The following is a 13459-nucleotide window of genomic DNA, read 5'->3' as shown; positions in this document are numbered from 1 at the left end:
CCAGTGTTCGACCATTTCCTGCCAATGCCGTTACCGGAGGTTCGCATGCCCGCCGCGCTCGCCCCTGCCTCGCTCAACAAGGTCGTCTGCATCGCCCTGCCCGACATGGCGCCGTTCGAGTTCGGCGTGATCTGCGAGGTCTTCGGCATCGACAGGAGCGACACCGGCGGTCCCGTCTTCGACTTCCACGTGACGGCCGCCGAGCCCGGGCCGATCCGCACCAAGCTCGGCTTCGACATCATCGTGACGGAAGACCTCTCCGCGGCGGCCGACGCCGACCTGCTCGCGATTCCCGCATTCGACAAGGGCACACCGGTGCATCCCGCCGTGCTGCAGGCCGTGCGCGACGCCGAGGCCCGGGGCGCCTGGGTGCTGAGCGTCTGCAGCGGCGCGTTCGTGCTCGGCGAGGCGGGCATCCTCGACGGCCGGCGCAGCACCACGCACTGGATGTACACGGATGCCCTCGCGCGCCGATTCCCCCAGACCCGGGTCGACCCCGACGTGCTCTTCGTCGAGGACCGCCGCGTGGTGACCGGGGCCGGTACTGCGGCCGGCATCGACGCGTGCCTGCACATCGTGCGGAAGGTGCTCGGGGCATCCGTCGCCAACAACATCGCCAGGCGGATGGTCGTGCCGCCTCAGCGCGACGGCGGCCAGTGCCAGTTCATCGAGGCGCCCGTCGTCGACTGCGACAGCGACTCGTTCGCGAGCGTGACCGCGTGGATGCTCGAGAACCTCGACCGCGAGCTGCCCGTCGAGGAACTCGCCCGGCGCTCGCTGATGTCGCCGCGCACCTTCGCCCGGCGCTTCCGCGCGGAGCTCGGCACGACGCCGACGGCGTGGCTCAACCGGCAGCGCCTGCTGCGGGCGCAGCAGTTGCTCGAGGAGAGCACGCGGAGCCTCGAGGAGATCGCCGGCGACACCGGGTTCGGCGGGGCCGCCGTGATGCGGCACCACTTCCTCAAGGTACTGCAGACCACCCCGACCGCGTACCGGCGCACCTTCGGGGCCCGCCGCGCCGGCTGACCTCCGGGCTCCTCGCGCCGAGCAGGGACCGGCGAGCGGGGACTAGGGGGTTGTGGCGAGGAAGACGTCTCCGGCGCCCGCGAAGGTGAGGGTGCCCTCGTCGGGGGTGATGTAGACCGATTCGCCGCGCTTCAGGGTGACGGATGCCGTGGCGCCGGCCACGAGGAAGCCTCCGGCCGTGCAGAGCGCGATTCCCGGTCCCGTGAGCGTGAACTGGCGCATCGGGACCCCGGCGGCGGGAGCGGCAGCATCCGCCGCAGAGGCCTCGATGTGCACGAGCGCGAAGTCGTCCACGTCGGGCCGGTACTCGGACACGCCGGGCGTGTGCACGATCGGGGCCAGGTAGGGCACCGGAACCGGAGAGAAGGCGAGCACGTCGAGAAGTTCGTCGACGTCGATGTGCTTGGGGGTGAGCCCGCCGCGGAGCACGTTGTCCGACGCCGCCATGAGTTCGATGCCGAGCCCGAGCAGGTAGGCGTGGATGTTGCCGGCCGGCAGATAGAGGGCCTCTCCGCGTTTCAGGGAGACCCGGTTGGTCAGGAGGGAGATCACGATGCCGGGGTCGCCGGGGTACGCCACGGCGAGGTCGCGCACGGTCGCGAGCTCGAGCGGGAACCGGATCGCGGCCCCGCCCTCCGCGAGATACACGGCGTCCTTCGCGAGGCTGACCATGCGCTCGACGAGCCAGGAGACCTCGCCGGTGTCGCCGCCGCGCCCGTCACGCAGCAGCCAGTCCACGGTGTCCCGCAGGCCGGTGTCACCGAGCAGCCGGCTCTCGAGGGCGTCGAGGGCTCCGGGCTGCGGGTTCTCCGACGCGGCGTCGAGGGCGCGCAACTCCCCCACGATGCGCCGCACCTCGCCGAGCTCGCGGAAACCGCAGAGCGCCTCGAAGGTCTCGCTCAGCGCGAAGATGATCTCGGGCTTGTGGAACTGGTCGCGGTAGTTGCGGTCGAAGGCATCGATGGGGACGCCCGCGGCGTTCTCGAGGGCGAAGCCGGTGCGCGCCCGCTCACTCGTGGGATGCGCCTGCAGCGAGAGCGGGCTCGCGGCGGCGAGTACCTTGAGCAGGAACGGCAGCCGCGGAGGCACCGACCCTGCGTCGGTCTCCCGCTCCGCGAGCGCGGAGCCGAGCGCCCGCTCGGGGTCCGCGAGGATCCAGTCGACGAGGGTCCTGGCCCCGCCCGTGCGCGAGGGATCCTCGATTACCGACGGCGACCCCGGGTGCGCCCCGAGCCAGAGTTCGGCCTCCGGCTTGCCAGACGGAGTCGTGCCGAGCAGCCCCGAGATCGCGATCGTCGAGCCCCACGCGTAGTCCCGCGGTGTATTGCTGATGCCCACAAACATGACTGCTCCTGTACGTCTCGTGCGTCTCGGTTGAGTCCAAACTATCAAGGCGCCCACGGATGCCCGGCGACGGTCCCCCTTGACACTCGCTACCTTAACCGGTTTAGTGGAGAGTGCTGAACCGGTTCAGTACTCAAAGGAGAGTCACGCATGACGCACAATGCCGTTCGTTTCCGTTTCACCCCGCGCCGATCGGCGCTGGGCTCCGTCGCCCTCGCGAGCGCGGTCTCGCTGCTGTTGTGGGGAGCCGGTGCGGGAGCCGCGGCCGCACAGCCCGGCCGGGCGGCCGCATCCGTCGCCGGCGGCACCGCAACCGCGGTCGTCAGCACCACCACGCCACCGGCCCCCGCCGCAGGCCAGCCGCTCACCAACCTCGCTCACCTGGACTTCCTGCTCGACGCGGTTCCACTCACGCAGACCGCGGAGCACACGACCTACCGCCTCGCCGAACAGCCGACCGCGCAGGCGCCATGGACCTACGCCAACCGCAACGCGGACGGGAGCTACACCCGCATCGGCGGCGGCTCCCTCGACGCAGGCACCGGCCACTGGAGCCAGGGCGCATACAACGCCGACGACATCGCCCGCACCGCCGTCGTCTACCTGCGGCACTGGAAGCTCACCGGCGACGCCTCGAGCCGCGACCACGCGGTGCAGACCCTGCGCGCCCTGACCTACCTCCAGACCGCGACCGGCCCGAACGCCGGCAACGTCGTGCTCTGGCAACAGGCCGACGGCACCCTGACCCCGAGCGCAACGCCCAAGGAACTGCCGGACCCGAGCGACTCCGCGGAGTCGTACTGGGTCGCCCGCACCCTCTGGGCCCTCGGCGAGGGCTACGCGGCCTTCTCTGGCACTGGCGCGGGCGGAGACCCCGCCTTCGCCGCGTTCCTCCAGGACCGGCTGCACCTCAGCCTCGACGCGCTCAACCGGCAGTCCCTCGCCCGGTACGGCACCTTCGACGTCGCCGACGGCGTGAAGGTCCCGGCCTGGCTCATCGCCGGCGGGGCGGATGCCTCAGCAGAGGCCGCCATCGGCCTCGCCGCCTTCAGCGCGGCCGACCCCGGCGACACCGTTGTGCGCACCGCGCTCACCCGGCTGACCGAGGGCGTCGCCGCGATGTCCTCCGGTTCGCTCACCCAGTGGCCGTTCGGCGCGATCCTGCCGTGGAACAAGTCGCAGTCGCTCTGGCACGCCTGGGGCGGCCTGGCCCCTGCCGCCGTCGCGACGGCCGGGACCGTGCTCGGCCGGCCCGACCTACTGAAAGCCGCCGTCGCCGACTCCGCCCAGTTCACCCCGCAGCTCCTCGCCGCGGGCGGGGCGGACAACGCGTGGAGCCCGACCCCCGGCGAGGCGCAGATCGCCTACGGCGTCGACTCCCGGGTCGAAGGCCTCGTCGCGACCGCGAAGGCCGCGAACGCGCCCGGCCTGCTCGACGTCGCCGCGATCTACGCCGGCTGGTTCTTCGGCGCCAACCGCAGCGGCCTCCCGGCATACAACCCGGCGACAGGCACCGCGATCGACGGCATCGAGCGCGACGGCCGGGTCAACCCGAACTCGGGCGCCGAATCCACGATCCACACCCTGCTGACCATGCTCACCCTCGACGCGAACCCCGAGCTTAGGGCCAAGGCGCTCGGAATCGAGAAGACCGTCGCAACCGCAGGGCTCAGCGTCGTCGAAGCCGAGTCCGGCACGATCACCGGCGGCTCGGTCGTCACCCCCGCATCGGCGTGGACCGGCGAGGCCAACCTCTCCGGCGGTGCATACGTGAGCCTCACGAAGGGCGGGTCGCTCAGCGTCCCCGTCCCGGCGAACGACCAGGCCCGCAACGTCTACCCGATCGTGAACCAGACCGAAGCCCGCTCAGGGAACACGAGCTGGGCATCCGCCCGGGCAGCGCTGGGCAGCACGGCGAACGGTGGCGCGGGGGCGCAGGGAATCACGGATGCCCCCGGCCGCCTGCTGCCGCTCTCACTGTCCCGCACGCTGCCGGCCGGCTCGACCGCTGTGACCGGCACGTCGAGCGGGGCGGCGGCGATCGACGCGTTGCTGCTGCAGCCGCTCGTGTCCACGGTCACGGTGACCGGACCGGCCGGCGATTCGACGCTGTACGTGAGCGCCGCGCGGGAGTCCAGCGTGCGGCCCGTGCTCGTGCCGCGCGGGTTCCGGCTGGAGCAGGCCGCTTACGATGCCGCTGGCCGGCCCGTCGCCCACGCGGATGAGCGGGGGAACCCGGCTCGCGCATCCGTCGCGGTCGCCCCCGGCGGCTTCACGGTCACGCACCTCGTACGGCGCTGATGCCCAGCCCGCCCCTGACCTGTGGTCAGGGGCGGGCGCGCGGGGTCAGGCGAGGGTGAGGAAGAGTTTCTCGAGTTCGTCGACCGTGAGCGCGTTCGGGGTGTCCGGGTTGTCGATGCAGTCGCGCATCGCGGTGGACACGATCACGAAGCCCGCCTTGTCGAGGGCGCTCGACACCGCGGCGAGCTGGGTCACGACGTCCTTGCAGCTACCGCCGGATTCGACCGCGGCGATCACCGCGCCGAGCTGGCCCTGTGCCCGGCGCAACCGGTTCAGGATCTTCTTCTGGTTCGCGGCGTGCGCGGCCCCCTGCACAGCGGTGGGCTGAACGGCGGCATCCGCTACGGCGACAGTTTCAGTAGTCATCTCAGGCCTTTCCGGAAACGGGCAGCCCGGCGCGCTGCCACGCGTCCATGCCGCCGACGACGTTGATCGCGTCGATGCCCTGCGCCGCGAGGAAGCCGGTCGCCTGGGCGCTGCGCCCGCCGAGGTGGCACACCACGTAGACGGGGCCCGTTCGCGGCACCTCGTCGACGCGCTGCACGAGCTCGCCGAGCGGGATCAACCGCACTCCCTCGGCGTGGACAGTGTCGTATTCGGACTGCTCGCGCACGTCGACGACGGCGGGGTGGTCGAGCGCGGCGAGCTCCGTGACGGTGATTTCCTTCATGCGACGATCCTTTCGGTGGAGAGAGTGGGAACTACGGGGAAAACAGGAGGAGCAGGAGCGACCGCGGCGCGCGGCGACGCGGCGAGCGCCGCGGCGCCCGCCGCCCAGGTCTTGTAGCCTCCATCGAGGTTACGCACCTCACGGCCGAGCTGGCTGAGCAGCCGCGCGGCGGTGTGCCCGCGCTGCCCGACCTGGCAGTGCACCACGAGCGGCCCGGCCGGCAGGTCGCCGAACCGGTCGCGGAGCTCATCGAGCGGCACATTGACCGCCCCAGGGATGCTCCCGGCCGCGAACTCACCCGCCGTGCGCACATCGACCAACGCCTCGCCCGCGGCGAGCGCCGCGGCCAGTTCGTGCCACTGCAGGCTGCGGGTGGTGCCGGCCGCGAGGTTGTCCGCGACGTAGCCGAGCTGGTTGATCGGGTCCTTCGCCGAGCCGTACTGCGGCGCATAGGCGAGCTCGAGCCTGCTGAGAGCGGATGCCGTCAGCCCGCCGGCCATCGCCGTCGCGATCACGTCGATCCGCTTGTCGACCCCGTGACCGCCCACGATCTGGGCGCCGAGGATCGCGTCCGTCGCGGCATCGACCAGGAGCTTGACCGACATCTGCTCGGCCCTCGGGTAGTAGCCGGCGTGGTCGCTCGGGTGGGTGTGCACGACCCGGTGCCCCCGGCCGGAGGCCAGCAGGCGCCGTTCACTCCAGCCGACCATGGCGACGGTCGTGCCGAAGACGCCGACGATCGCGACGCCGAAGGCCGGCTCCGCGGCGACGGAGACCCCGGAAGCGCCGGCTGCGCTGTCGGCAATGCTGTCCGCGGCGGCGCGGCCGTGCCGGTTGGCGAGCCCGGCCATCGCGATCCGGGTCGGCCCGCCGCTGATCGCATCGATCTTCTCGGCGCCGTCGCCGACGGCATAGATGAGCGGGTCGCTCGTCCGCTGGGTGTCGTCCACCCAGATCGCACCGCTCTCGCCGATCCGCAGGCCGGCCGCAGCGGCGAGCGAGGTGTCCGGGAGCACTCCGGTCGCCTCGATGATCAGGTCAGCCGCGACATCCGTTCCGTCGCTGAGCAGCACGCGCCCGGCGGATGCGCCCCGCACCGAGGTGTCCACCCGCACGTCCACGCCGTGCGCTTTCAGCACCGCGGCAACCGGGGCCGCCATCTCGGGGTCGAGCGGCCCGAGCACCTGGCCGGCGAATTCGACGGCCGTGACCTGCACGCCGCGCAGGACGAGGTTCTCGACAGCTTCGAGGCCGATGAAGCCGGCGCCGATCACGACGGCGGCGACCGTGGCGGCGGGGCCAGTGACGGCGGAGCCCGGCCCGGACGCGCGCGTGAGGAGCGCGGTGATCTGGTCGACGTCGTCGACCGTGCGCAGGGTGTGCACCGGCAGGTCCGACCCGGCAGGGAGCACGCTGCGGGTCGTCGCCCCTGCCGCGAGCACCAGACGGTCAAAGCCTTCGGTCGTGACGGTCCCGGTCACCGTGTCCCGCACGCTGACCGTCCGGGCCGCACGGTCGATGCCGGTGACTTCGTGGTCGATGCGCACGTCGAGGCGGAAACGACTCGCGAGTGACTCGGGCGTCTGCAGGAGCAGCGCCGACCGGTCTTCGATGAGGCCGCCCACGTAGTAGGGCAGCCCGCAGTTCGCGAAGGACACGTAGTGCCCGCGCTCGAATACAATGATTTCTGCCGCTTCGTCGAGCCGGCGCATCCGCGTCGCAGCGGACATGCCGCCCGCCACTCCGCCCACAATAAGAATCTTCATGGCTGAACTATACCCCCATGGGTATAAAAATGTCTGGGTGGCTGTGTGCTCGACAGCAGCTGGGCGGGAACCTCGGCAGTACTCTAGGACTCATGCCCGCCGTACAGAGCCGTTTCGTCGTCCGGTCCTTTGCGACGCTCGTGTTCTTCACGGCCCTCGCCGGTCAATTCTGGCGCAACCTGCTCGGCTGGTGGGGCTTCGGCGCCATCGCGGTCGTGGTTCTCGTCGGCAGCGTGGTGTTGCTCGTCCGCCTCAAGCCGGACTGGGTCTGGTCGAAGTTCCCGCGCTCGATCGGCGTCTTCCTCGTGATCACGACGCTGTCCATCGCCTGGTCCTTCTACCCGGGCGCCTCGACCATCGGCGTCGCCGTGCTCTGGGCCACGACGATCGCCGCGCTCTTCCTCGCCCTCGTGCTCAGCTGGGCCGAACTGCTCCGCACCCTGGCCGCGGCGCTCCGCTGGGTGATCGCCCTGTCGCTGCTCTTCGAAGTGATCGTGGGCGCCTTCGTGCGGCAGCCGGTGCTCCCGCTCTGGGTGTCCTACCCCGGCGAGAAGATCCCGGACGCGTTCTACTGGTCCCGCGGCCTGCTCTTCCACGGCGGCCCGATCGAGGGCATCGTCGCCAACCGCAACCTGCTCGGCTTCGTCGCTCTCCTCGCGGTCATCGTCTTCGCGGTACAGCTCGCCGCCCGCACAGTCCGGCGCGGCTGGGGCATCGCCTGGCTCGCCGCCGCCGCGGTCGTGCTGGTGCTGACCCGCTCTGCGACCGTGACCCTCGCCGCCGGCTTCGTCGCGATCGTGCTGATCTTCGCCCTCTGGACCCGCCGCCGCGGCCCGCAGCGCCGCCGTCCCGTCTATGTCGCCGCCACGGGCCTCATCGTCGCCGGCGGGGTCGCGGTGGCAACCCTGTCGCCGTGGCTGCTCAGCCTCTTCGGTAAAAGCGAGGACCTCACCGGCCGCCTCGACATCTGGGCGAGCGTCACCGGCCTCGCCGTGCAGCGGCCGGCATTCGGCTGGGGCTGGGTCAGTTACTGGGTGCCGTGGGCCGAACCCTTCGCGGGCCTCGCGAACCGCAAGGGCGTCGTCTACCTGCAGGCGCACAACGCCTGGCTCGACGTCTGGTTCCAGGTCGGGATGATCGGCCTCATCGCCTTCGTCGCGATCGTCGCCGGCGCCCTCTGGCGGTCCTGGTTCCTCGCGGTCGACCGGCCGCGCACGACCGTCTCCGACACCGCCCCGTACACCGTCTCCGCCCTGCTCCCGCTGCTCCTGATGGCCGCGCTCATCGCCCAGAGTGTCGCAGAGAGCCGGCTGCTCATCGAATACGGCTGGGTTCTCCTCGTGCTCGTCAGCGTCACCACCAAGAGACAGCAGGCCTTGAACCGGCCGATGCCATAGGCATCCGTGTGACTGCGGAACACGCCAGACCGGGCGGGGCGGATGCCGGCGGGTAGCCTAGGAAGCCCATGAACTCCCGCGCGCACTCCCCCGAACTACCGAGGGCACTCATGCGGCTCTTCCGGGGCCCGCACTTCGCCACGGCGCTGACCCAGGCGACGATCGCGACAGCGTTCGGCTCGGTCTTCCTGCGCGGGCTGGTCGGCTGGCCCGGCCTGATCGGCGTGCTCGGCGGACTCGTCGTGCTCGCCGCGTTCTCCCTCGTCGCCCGCAGGAAACAGATCGAATGGCACGGGCTGCTGCCGATCTCGATCCTGGTATTCCTCGGCTGGTGCGCACTGTCCTTGCTCTGGACCGGGTACCCGTTCGCGACGGCGATCGGGCTCATCTACCAGCTCGCCTTCGCCTTCCTCGCGCTCTACATCGTGCTCGCGCGCACCATGATCCAGATCGTGCGGGCGACAGGGGACGTGCTCCGGGTGCTGCTCGCGACCTCCGTCGCCCTGGAGATCGTCGCCGGACTGCTGCTCGACGCGCCGATCCGGTTCCTCGACATCCAGGGGCATCTTGACGAGCTCGGCCCGATCCAGGGCATCTTCGGCTCCCGCAACGCGCTCGGGTTCGCTGCCCTCATCGCGGGTGTCACCTTCGTCATCGAGCTGCGGACCCGGTCGGTGCGGCGCGGGGTGGCGATCGTCTCACTGATCGGGGCGACCGCCTGCCTCCTGCTCACCGGGTCTCCGGTCATCTTCATCGTCGCGGTCTTCGTCGGTCTCGCCGGTCTCGCCCTGACCTGGCTGCGCAACACTCCCCAGCCGCGCCGCCGGTTGCTGCAGTTCGCCCTCCTCGGCGTGACCGTCGTCGCCGGGGTCGTCGCGTTCCTCACCCGCGGGGCCATTGTCGAAGCGCTCAACGCCCGCAGCGAATTCGGCGTGCGCGCGACCCTGTGGCGGGAGATGTGGCGCCTCGTGGGTCTGCACCCGCTCGAGGGCTGGGGCTGGTCGGGCCTGTGGCCGGGGACCGCGACCCCGTACGGGTGGCTCGACTTCAGCACCCGCCGACACTACGAGACCGGACTGAACGCGTTCCTCGATGTGTACTTCCAGCTCGGCGTGATCGGCTTCCTGAGCTTCCTGGTCCTCGTCGTACTCGCCTTCTGGCGGTCCTGGGTGCTCGCCTCCAACAAGCGCACCCTCATCTACGCGTGGGCGCCGCTCATCCTCGTGGTGCTGATCGTCACGAGCCTCGCGGAGAGCACTGTTCTCGTGGAGGCCGGCTGGCTGCTGCTCCTGATCTGCGCCCTCTCCGCCGCGCAGGGCAAGAGCTGGCGCAGCGCCCTGCCGCCCAGGCCCCGCCCGCCCGAGACCGACGACGAGGCCGAACACCCCACGTGAGGTGTCGCATATCGACGTTAAAAGTGCTCACGAACGTCGATCTGCGACACCTCACCTAGGCCCGCGACGCCGCTCGGGGCGCTAGCGCGGGCGACGGATGTCGATGGACAGGATCCCGAGGAACATCCCCGACATCGCGGTCTGGAACCCGAGCATCATGAACAGGGCCGCCGGAACCGCGAGCCGCATCGTGTCGACAGGGTCCTGGGCGCCGAATCCGGAGGCGGCCCAGACGCTCAGCTGGAGGATGGCAACGGCGAAGCCGATCACGAAGAGGATCAGGCCGACGATCACGCCGCTTTCGAGGCTCGCCCGCTGGGCGAATCGTTCGAAGGCCCGGCTGCGCGGCAGGTGGAAACCCTCGTGTTGCGCGTAGAGCTTCGTCAGCAGCGCAAAGAGCATCGCCTGGTAGCCCACGACGGCGAGCGCTGCGAGGTAGACCTGGCTGGATACGTCGAGGCCCACGGTGCCGATCTTCACCGGTCCGAAGGCGAGCAGGATGGAGCCGAGGATTCCGAGGGCGAACGCGACGGAACCCGGGATCAGGAACAACCAGCGCGGGTTGAAGAGCAGCAGGAACCGGAGGTGGCGCCAGCCGTCGTGCCAGCTGCGGAGGTGCGGCGGACGGCTGCGGCCGTCCTTTTTGAGCGTCGTGGGCACTTCGCTCACCCGGAGGCCGTCGAGGGTCGACTTGACGACGATCTCGCTGGCGAATTCCATGCCGGTCGTGATCAGGCCGAGGTCGAGAATCGACTGCCGGTTGAAGCCGCGCAGGCCGCAGTGGAAGTCGCGGATCTCCGAGCGGAACAGCATCCGCCCGATGGTCGAGAGCACGGGATTGCCGAGGTACTTGTGCAGGGGCGGCATGGCGCCGGGCTCGATGCCGCCGCGGAACCGGTTGCCCATCACGAGCTCGTCGCCGGCCCTGAGCCGTTCGACGAACTGGTCGAGGGAACTGAAGTCGTAGCTGTCGTCGGCGTCACCCATGATCACGTAGGTGCCCTTGGCTGCTTCGATGCCGCCCATCAGGGCGTTGCCGTAGCCCTTGGCCGCGACGTCGACGACGCGGGCGCCGTGCTCGATCGCGATCTGCTGGGATCCGTCGGTGCTGCCGTTGTCGGCGATGACGACTTCTCCGCGGACTCCCGACCGTACCAGGTAGCCCTGCGCTTTGTCGATGCAGATCGCCAGCGTCTCGGCCTCGTTCAGGCACGGCATGACAATGGACAGTTCGAGCTCGGCGACAGACGTGTCGGACATCATTTCCTTCGGGACGGCGGGTACAGCTAATCCTTCACCCTAGACGAGTGGAACACGGATGCCGCGCGGTGCATCCGCCTGCACGCGCCCGAACGACGCGGCGATGACCCACACTGCGGTCACGGTATACCCGGAGATGACTCCGGCCACGGCCGCCCACGACCCGGTCAGGACCGGCGTGCCCGCGACCATGACGATCAGGCCGACGACCAGGCCGACGACCGACGCGGCCGTCGCAACCCGGGTGCGCCCCGTCGTCAGCAGGTATGCCGTGGCGACCAGGGAGATCGAGAAGGCGAAGACGCCGATCAGGAGGAAGGCCATGATCGGTGCGGCTTCCCGGTAGGTCGCGTGGAAGACGACGTCGACGACGATCGGGCTGGCGAGGGCGACAGCTCCGAAGACGGCGCCGAGGCCGAGGAACATTACTCCGAACACGATCAGGTACCGGCGCCGCGACGCGACCCGATCGGCCGCCACCCACTCGGTGAAGCGCGGGATCAGCACCTGGGTGATGGCCTGGCTGAGCATCGACGCGGGGGTGGCGAGCGACATCGCCGCGGCGAACAACCCGGCCGTGAGCGGTGGCTCGACGATGAATACGAACACCATCGCGAACTGGATCAGCCCGTTCGAGGCGAGCAATCCGAGGGAATTCCAGGAGATGAACTTCAGGATGCGCGCCGGCTCCAGCGCGCTCTCCTGCCGGAGCTCGTCGTGGCCGAGGTGTGCGCCACGGAGCGAGTGCAGCGCGAAGACGGCGTAGCCGATCGCGATCGGCCAGAGGAGCGCCCCGGGAAGGCGTGTCACCAGGACGATCGTGAGGAGACCGATCGTCGTCGCCGAGGAGATGACGTCCCAGATTGCCGCAGACGTGATCCGGCCGAGGCCGACCTCGATCCCCCGCGCGAGGACATAGCCGGACCACGTCACGATCAGAACCCCGATCGCGATGGTGTCGCCGATGTCCGCCCCGAGCGCGATCATGGCGACAGGAAGCCCGATCAGCAGCATTCCGGCGCAGGAGATCCAGAACGATCGCTGGATCAGTCGGAGGGCGGTCACAGGAGAATGGCCGAGGGCGCGCTCGTGCGCGAGGAAGTGCGCGGCCGCGTTTCCCGCTCCGGTCGGCCAGAGCAGTGAGAGGATCAGGGCCAGGGCGATCCAGGCCGAAACGTGAGCCAGATCCTCCGGCCCCATCACACGGCCGATCAACACCGTATAGGCAAAACGGGCCAGTCCCTGGGCGAGGACACCACCGGTGGAGATGGCTGCCTGGGACATGAGCGAAGATGGTTTCACCTGTGAATGCTACTCGGCGAACACGGAAGCAGCGGTTCCAAACCGGATGCCGCGAGGGAGAACCGCGTGACACTCGACATCATGATGCCGTTCTACGGCCGCGTCGACCATTTCCGCATCGCCGTGGAGAGCGTCCTCGCGCAGACGGATCCCGACTGGCGTCTCGTCGTCATCGACGATTGCTATCCCGACGTCACGGCCGGCGAGTGGCTCGTCGGCCTCGCCGACCCGCGGATCGTCTACCGGCGCAACCCGGTGAACGCGGGCATCAACGTGAACTTCCAGGCCTCGATCGACCTGGCCGTGAACGAGTGGCTGACCATCTTCGGCTGCGACGACGTGATGCTGCCCGGCTATGTCGCCCGGGTCAAGGCGCTCGGCCAGGCGCATCCGACCGCGGACTTCATCCACCCGGGCACCCGGGTCATCGACGGCGACGGCCGGGTCTACCGGCCGCTCGTCGACCGGATGAAGGCGCTCTACCGCCCGCACGTGCGCGGCACCATCGAGCTGGGCGGCGAGAAGCTCGCCGTGAGCGTGACGAGGGGCAACTGGATGAACTTCCCCGCGATCGCCTGGCGCCGCTCGGCCGTTGCCTCGGTGGGGTTCCGGCCGAACCTCTCGGTCATCCAGGACCTCGGCCTCGCCCTCGACGTGGCGTTCCAGGGCGGCAGCCTGCTGCTCGACGACGAGGTCGTCTTCGAATATCGCCGCCATGCCTCGAGCGTCTCGTCGTGGCGGGCGGCGGAGGGCAGCAGGTTCGTCGAGGAGCAGCGCTTCTTCCGGGCACTCGCGGCCGAGTTCGAGGAGCACGGCTGGCCTCGAGCGGCCCGCACGGCCCGCTGGCACATCTCCTCGCGGATCAATGCCCTCACACGCCTGCCCGAGGCCGTCTCCGCTCGTCAGACGGCCGGCATCCGCATTCTGGCCAGGCACGCCCTCGGCCTGAGCCTCGCAGAGCCGGTCGAACGCCGGTAGGTGCCGGCGAGAGCCGGGCGG

At 70.1% G+C, this 13459-nt stretch carries 11 protein-coding genes; 5 read left to right on the top strand and 6 right to left on the bottom strand.

Annotated elements, in window-relative coordinates:
- Positions 1-45 precede the first annotated feature (45 nt).
- The gene (locus tag RHM57_RS01685; protein ID WP_134449031.1) at positions 46-1026 is read left to right on the top strand and encodes a GlxA family transcriptional regulator; all 981 of its coding nucleotides are present in this window, start codon (positions 46-48) and stop codon (positions 1024-1026) included.
- 42 nt (positions 1027-1068) lie between these two features.
- Here RHM57_RS01685 and manA read toward each other — a convergent pair whose 3' ends face one another.
- Complete coding sequence (gene manA, locus RHM57_RS01680) at positions 1069-2370, bottom strand: mannose-6-phosphate isomerase, class I (RefSeq protein ID WP_322189472.1); 1302 nt, start codon at positions 2368-2370, stop codon at positions 1069-1071.
- A gap of 150 nt (positions 2371-2520) precedes the next feature.
- Between manA and RHM57_RS01675 the strand changes: the two genes are divergently transcribed.
- Positions 2521-4671 (top strand): hypothetical protein, encoded by a 2151-nt coding sequence (locus tag RHM57_RS01675; RefSeq protein ID WP_322189471.1) that lies wholly within the window; start codon positions 2521-2523, stop codon positions 4669-4671.
- Positions 4672-4716: 45 nt separating this feature from the next.
- Here RHM57_RS01675 and RHM57_RS01670 read toward each other — a convergent pair whose 3' ends face one another.
- From RHM57_RS01670 to RHM57_RS01660, 3 genes are read right to left on the bottom strand one after another with little or no spacing between them, the layout of a single operon-like run.
- Positions 4717-5037 carry a metal-sensitive transcriptional regulator gene (locus tag RHM57_RS01670; RefSeq protein WP_134449034.1) on the bottom strand — a complete coding sequence of 107 codons (321 nt, stop codon included), beginning with the start codon at positions 5035-5037 and terminating at the stop codon, positions 4717-4719.
- A gap of 1 nt (position 5038) precedes the next feature.
- Positions 5039-5341 (bottom strand): rhodanese-like domain-containing protein, encoded by a 303-nt coding sequence (locus tag RHM57_RS01665; RefSeq protein ID WP_322136378.1) that lies wholly within the window; start codon positions 5339-5341, stop codon positions 5039-5041.
- A complete protein-coding gene (locus tag RHM57_RS01660; RefSeq protein ID WP_322189470.1) occupies positions 5338-7107 on the bottom strand; it encodes an FAD-dependent oxidoreductase in 1770 nt (589 codons plus the stop codon). Before RHM57_RS01660 ends, RHM57_RS01665 begins: the two co-directional genes overlap by 4 nt.
- Before the next feature lie 92 nt (positions 7108-7199).
- Here RHM57_RS01660 and RHM57_RS01655 point away from each other — a divergent pair, with 92 nt between their 5' ends.
- The gene (locus RHM57_RS01655; RefSeq protein ID WP_322189469.1) at positions 7200-8504 is read left to right on the top strand and encodes an O-antigen ligase family protein; all 1305 of its coding nucleotides are present in this window, start codon (positions 7200-7202) and stop codon (positions 8502-8504) included.
- A gap of 68 nt (positions 8505-8572) precedes the next feature.
- The gene (locus tag RHM57_RS01650; protein WP_322189468.1) at positions 8573-9898 is read left to right on the top strand and encodes an O-antigen ligase family protein; all 1326 of its coding nucleotides are present in this window, start codon (positions 8573-8575) and stop codon (positions 9896-9898) included.
- Between the two features lie 81 nt (positions 9899-9979).
- On the opposite strand, the gene RHM57_RS01645 is transcribed toward RHM57_RS01650, so the two are convergent.
- Together RHM57_RS01645 and RHM57_RS01640 are read right to left on the bottom strand one after the other, a co-directional pair.
- Complete coding sequence (locus RHM57_RS01645; protein ID WP_322189467.1) at positions 9980-11158, bottom strand: glycosyltransferase family 2 protein; 1179 nt, start codon at positions 11156-11158, stop codon at positions 9980-9982.
- Positions 11159-11197: 39 nt separating this feature from the next.
- Positions 11198-12460, bottom strand: coding sequence for a lipopolysaccharide biosynthesis protein (locus tag RHM57_RS01640; RefSeq protein WP_322189466.1), 1263 nt, complete (start codon positions 12458-12460; stop codon positions 11198-11200).
- 66 nt (positions 12461-12526) lie between these two features.
- Here RHM57_RS01640 and RHM57_RS01635 point away from each other — a divergent pair, with 66 nt between their 5' ends.
- Complete coding sequence (locus RHM57_RS01635) at positions 12527-13438, top strand: glycosyltransferase family 2 protein (RefSeq protein WP_322189465.1); 912 nt, start codon at positions 12527-12529, stop codon at positions 13436-13438.
- Positions 13439-13459: the final 21 nt, after the last annotated feature.

The sequence above is a fragment of the Cryobacterium sp. 10S3 genome (genome assembly GCF_034344045.1).
GTDB classification, from domain to species: Bacteria; Actinomycetota; Actinomycetes; order Actinomycetales; family Microbacteriaceae; genus Cryobacterium; species Cryobacterium glucosi.
The sequence above is the reverse complement of the archived record's forward strand: the minus strand, read 5'-3'. Positions and strand labels throughout refer to the sequence as shown.